The sequence below is a fragment of the Mesorhizobium sp. M7A.F.Ca.US.014.04.1.1 genome, assembly GCF_003998745.1.
Lineage (GTDB): Bacteria > Pseudomonadota > Alphaproteobacteria > Rhizobiales > Rhizobiaceae > Mesorhizobium > Mesorhizobium ciceri.
Genome location: NZ_RZRW01000467.1, coordinates 1 through 4,441, shown reverse-complemented (window position 1 = coordinate 4,441; position 4,441 = coordinate 1). Strand labels below are relative to the sequence as shown.

Below are 4,441 nucleotides of genomic sequence, written 5' to 3'. Positions count from 1 at the left end.
TTGGGATCCGGCGGCACGGCAGACTTGAGGCGCACGCCCCGGCCGCCGCGCTCGCTGGCCTGATTCTCGCCGATCAGCTCCACCCCGGCCTCGTCGAGGGCCTGGATGACCTTCATCAGCGTGTCGACCACGCCCCTGACCACGCCATCGCTCGCCTCCATGCGCTGGATAGTCGGAAGCGAAACGCCGGCGCGCTCGGCGAGCGTCTTCTGATCGATGCCGGCCAGCGCCCTTGCGGCGCGCATCTGCGCGGCAGTGATCATCGGCCGGAATCCCCGTCTGAGTCTGCAGGAGTAAGGTATAATATCATCATTCTGATGTTTCAAGCATTAGGATGAATGTTTGAGACGTAAGTAGCGGCGCCTGACTGGCCATTTTTTAGATACTTTCCCGGGATTGCGCGCTAAGGTCTTCCATCTGGGCAGGGAGTAACGCGGTTGAATATCTTCAAGACTTTCATGACATCGGCAGCCTTGCTGTCGGCGGTTTTCCTGTTGGCCGGCTGCGGGCACGGGCTGATCAACCGGCTGATCTAGTCTCCAGTCTCGCCGTCCGGGTGCTGCCCACGCCATCGCTGCCACGTCCGGGCAGCGAGCCAGCACAGCATCGCCCAGACGAAGCCGGCGCACCAGCCGGCCAGCACATCCGACGGCCAGTGGACGCCGAGATAGACGCGGCTGATGCCGACCAGCAGCGTCGTCAGCACCGCCAGCGACAGCACATAGATCTTCGTCGTTCGACCGGGCAGGAAGCGTGCCGCCAGCGCGCCGAGCGTCAGATAGGTCACCGCCGACAGCATGGCGTGGCCGCTGGGAAAAGACAGCGTCGTTTCGTTGACGAGATGCGAGACGAGTTCGGGGCGCGGCCGGTCGATTCCGGCTTTCAGCAGGCTCGACAGCATCTGACCGCCGGCCACCGCCACGAAGATGAAAAGGGCGGTCGCCGGCCTGCGGATAAGCAGGAGATAGACGATTACCGCCGTCACGATCAGCACCAGCACGCTGCCGCTGCCAAGGCTTGTGATGTCGCGCATCGCCCCTTGCAGCCACATCGGGCCGATCGGGCTGTCAGGCCGCCCCGCCTGGCGGAAGGCGAGCAGTATTTCGGTGTCGAAGGCGTGCGGGGTGGTGGCGCGCGCCATCTCCATCAGCTCCTCGAATCCCCAAAGGCCGGCCGCGATGACCAGGCCGGCCAGCAGCACCGGGAATTCGACCCGGTTGAGCAAAGCGTTCGCGGCATTCTTCATCGGCAATCCGCCCGTTACAGCCGGCCTTGCAGATAGGGTCCGAGCGTGATCAGCGCCACTGCGGCGATCGCCAGCATGATGCCGGTCGCCTGCAGCGCGTTGACGCGCTCGCCGAAGAAGACCAGTGCCACGACGTTCACCGAGACCAGCTGGATGACGGCAGACAGGCTGAACGACACCGACATGCCGAATTCGCGGATCAGCCGCAGCATGATCAGATTGCCCAGCGAATAGAGCGCCAGCGTCAGCGCGATCTTGCCAAGGCTCGGCGCCAGGCCCCATTGCTTGGCGGCTGTCGCCGCCAGCAGGAAAATGACCGTTGAAAAGCCGAGCTGCAGCAGTCCCGAAAAACTCAACGTTCCGCCCCCCTCTCGAAGCGGCTCCCGCCGCATGTGTCGCGGACGTTGTTTCCGAAGCGCGCCGGGACGTCAAGCGCTCGACCAAACGAAGCTCTTGGCAATGGCAAGACGGAGGCTCAATGTACCGACATCGTCCAGCCATTCGATTGAAGGGCGGTCAGGGGTTCATGATTCGTATTCTGCAGAACTTGACGCGACGCTGGAGCGAACTCTCTCTTGCCTTGCAATTCGTCGTTGCCGGCGGTTTTGGCCTGCTGGCCGTCATGCTGGTGGTGGGCGCCTGGGTGACGGCGCAGATCAGAGAGGGCGTCATCCGCAATTCGGCCGCCACGACGGCGCTCTATGTCGACAGCGTGATTGCGCCGCTGCTTCCCGACTTGCGCAAGGAGCAGGAGCTCAGCGATTCCGTCAAGCAGGCGCTGGACGAGACGCTTGGCCAGGGCGCGCTCGGCAAGCGCCTCGAATCGTTCATGCTCTGGCGCCGCGACGGGACGGTCCTCTATGCCAAGGAGACGGCCCTGATCGGCCGCCGCTTCGCTCCGAGCGACAATCTGCGTTCCGCTTTCCAAGGCAATGTCGTCGCTGAATTCAATACTTTCGATGAGGATGAGAGCGAGGAGAAGGCGACCGGCTTGCCATTGCTGGAGATCTACAATCCCGTGCGCGAGCCCTGGTCGGGCGAGGTGGTGGCGGTTACCGAGTTCTATGAGATCGCCGACGATTTCCAGGCCACCCTGGCTTCCGCTCTGTGGTCGAGCTGGCTGATCGTGGCCGGCGCGACCCTGGCGGCATTCCTGCTCCTGTCGGGCATCGTCCTGCGCGGCAGCCGCACCATCGACGACCAGCGTGGGGCGCTGCGCCGCCAGGTGTCGGAACTGCAGGGTCTGGTGGCGCAAAACAGTGCCTTGCGACTGCGCGTGCAACAGGCCTCGCGCCGCGCCACCGCGCTCAACGAAAGATATCTGCGCCGCATCGGCGCCGACCTGCATGACGGCCCGGCCCAACTCGTGGCCCTGGCGGCGCTGCGCATGGACAGCCCGATATTTTCCAGCGATGGCCATTCGGGCGCAAGCCGCTCGACCGAGGTCACGATGATTCGCAAGACGCTGGAGGATGCGATGCGCGAAATACGCGGCATCTGCACCGGCCTTGTCCTGCCGCAGATCGAGACGGCTGCCGCAACCGACATTCTGCGGCTGGCCGTCAAGGAACACGAACAGAGGACGGGAACGTCGGTGACGCTGACGCTGGCCGGACAGTTGCCTGAACCCGGCGCCTCCGAGAAGATCAGCATCTATCGTTTCGTCCAGGAAGGGCTGAACAATGCCTATCACCACGGGCTAGGCAAGGATCAGGCGGTGAGTGCCGGGATGAAAGGTGGCAGGCTTTTTGTCGAAGTGTCGGACCGCGGGCCGGGTTTCGATCCGACGGCACGGGTCGAGGGCCTCGGGCTCGCCGGCCTCAGGGAACGGGTCGAAAGCATTGGCGGACAGTTCGAAACCTTGACCGGGCCGCAAGGTACGCGTTTGGTGATCCGTCTGTCGGTCGAGGAGCAAGCATGACTGGGACCATTCGCATTGCCATTGTCGACGATCATCCCCTCTTTCGCGAAGGTGTGACGCGCAGCCTGTCGGAGATCGGAGGCTTCGAGATGGTTGGCGAGGGCGCCACGGCGCAGGATGCCGAACGCCTCGCCGCGACGATGCGGCCCGACATCTTGCTGCTCGACATCTCGATGCCGGGCGGCGGGCTGAGCGCGGTCGCAAGCATCCTCGCCAACCATCCCGCCCAGAAGATCGTCATGCTGACCGTCTCGGAGGCCAATGCCGATGTGACCAAGGCGCTGAACGCAGGGGTGAATGGCTATGTCCTCAAAGGCGTCGGATCGCGCGGCCTCGCCGACATCCTGCGCAATGTCGCAGCCGGCGAAAGCTATCTCTCGCCGACACTATCGGCCCGGCTGCTTTCGGATCTCCAGTCCCAGCAGCCGACCGACGGCTTGGCGGAACGGCTGCGGCAGCTCACCGATCGGCAAACGGAAATCCTGCGGCTGGTGGCGGAGGGGCTGAGCAACAAGGAAGTCGCCTTGCGGCTTGAGTTGCAGGAGAAGACCGTCAAACATCACATGACCGGAGTGCTGTCGAAGCTCAATGTGCGAAATCGCACCGAAGCGGCCTTGATGATGCGTGAGTGGCGCGACCGCGACAGGCCTTCCTAAAGCATTTCACCGTTTCACGGAAACGGCGAGCTGCTCTAACTCTGTGACGCAATTCCCAAGGGAACGGGAAAACCGCTTCACACTTTTTCTAGAATTGCTCTGGGCAGGTCCGAAGAAATGCGCAGCGGTTTCCCGTCCCGGATTGCGCAAAAGCGCGTCGCGCCTCGGGACCGCAGCCATTGCGGTGCCGAAAACCGGGACGACGCCGGCCGGAAACGAGGTCACCTCCGCCGGGGGGCGGCGGAGGTGACGTGCAAAGCTGACCGTTGCCTGTTGGCCAGCTTCACAAGGCCTTGAGACGATTGGCATCGGCCGGCGTGGCCTGGCGGTCGATGATCGTGCGACCGAGAGCGTCCTTCATGCTGAAACGACCGTTCTCGAGCTTTTCCGTTATGCCGTCGGGATGCCTGACTGTGATCTTGTTGCCGGTCACGTCGACCTTGTCACCGGTCTTTGCATTGACATGGCTCCCGCTCTTACCCTGACTGGATCCTGATTTGCCGTTGTTGCCACTGTTGCCGCTGTTGCCGTTATTCCCATTGCCGTTGCCGCTGTTCCCGCTATTGCTTCCGCCGGAATTGCCGCCGTTGCCGCCCCCACTGTTGCCTCCGCCACCAC

Annotated in this window: 6 protein-coding genes; 2 read left to right on the top strand and 4 right to left on the bottom strand. The window is 63.3% G+C overall.

Annotated features, from left to right (window positions below; translation table 11 throughout):
• From EOA22_RS25205 to EOA22_RS25195, 3 genes are all read right to left on the bottom strand, one after another.
• A partial coding sequence (locus tag EOA22_RS25205) for a helix-turn-helix transcriptional regulator (RefSeq protein ID WP_164755802.1) occupies positions 1 to 263 on the bottom strand: 263 nt, incomplete at its 3' end.
• Positions 264 to 532: 269 nt separating this feature from the next.
• Positions 533 to 1,246, bottom strand: a complete 714-nt coding sequence (locus tag EOA22_RS25200; RefSeq protein ID WP_063169633.1) for a phosphatase PAP2 family protein — start codon at positions 1,244 to 1,246, stop codon at positions 533 to 535.
• 14 nt (positions 1,247 to 1,260) lie between these two features.
• Complete coding sequence (locus EOA22_RS25195; protein ID WP_013528672.1) at positions 1,261 to 1,602, bottom strand: hypothetical protein; 342 nt, start codon at positions 1,600 to 1,602, stop codon at positions 1,261 to 1,263.
• Between the two features lie 170 nt (positions 1,603 to 1,772).
• Here EOA22_RS25195 and EOA22_RS25190 point away from each other — a divergent pair, with 170 nt between their 5' ends.
• Together EOA22_RS25190 and EOA22_RS25185 are read left to right on the top strand one after the other, a co-directional pair.
• Entirely contained in the window at positions 1,773 to 3,167 is a 1,395-nt protein-coding gene (locus EOA22_RS25190; RefSeq protein ID WP_024502211.1) for a sensor histidine kinase, read from the top strand.
• Positions 3,164 to 3,823 (top strand): response regulator transcription factor, encoded by a 660-nt coding sequence (locus tag EOA22_RS25185; RefSeq protein ID WP_013528674.1) that lies wholly within the window; start codon positions 3,164 to 3,166, stop codon positions 3,821 to 3,823. The genes EOA22_RS25190 and EOA22_RS25185 overlap by 4 nt, the downstream gene beginning before the upstream one ends.
• A gap of 283 nt (positions 3,824 to 4,106) precedes the next feature.
• Here EOA22_RS25185 and EOA22_RS25180 read toward each other — a convergent pair.
• Positions 4,107 to 4,441, bottom strand: a 335-nt coding sequence (locus EOA22_RS25180) for a hypothetical protein (RefSeq protein ID WP_127370966.1), incomplete at its 5' end; no start/stop codon positions are given.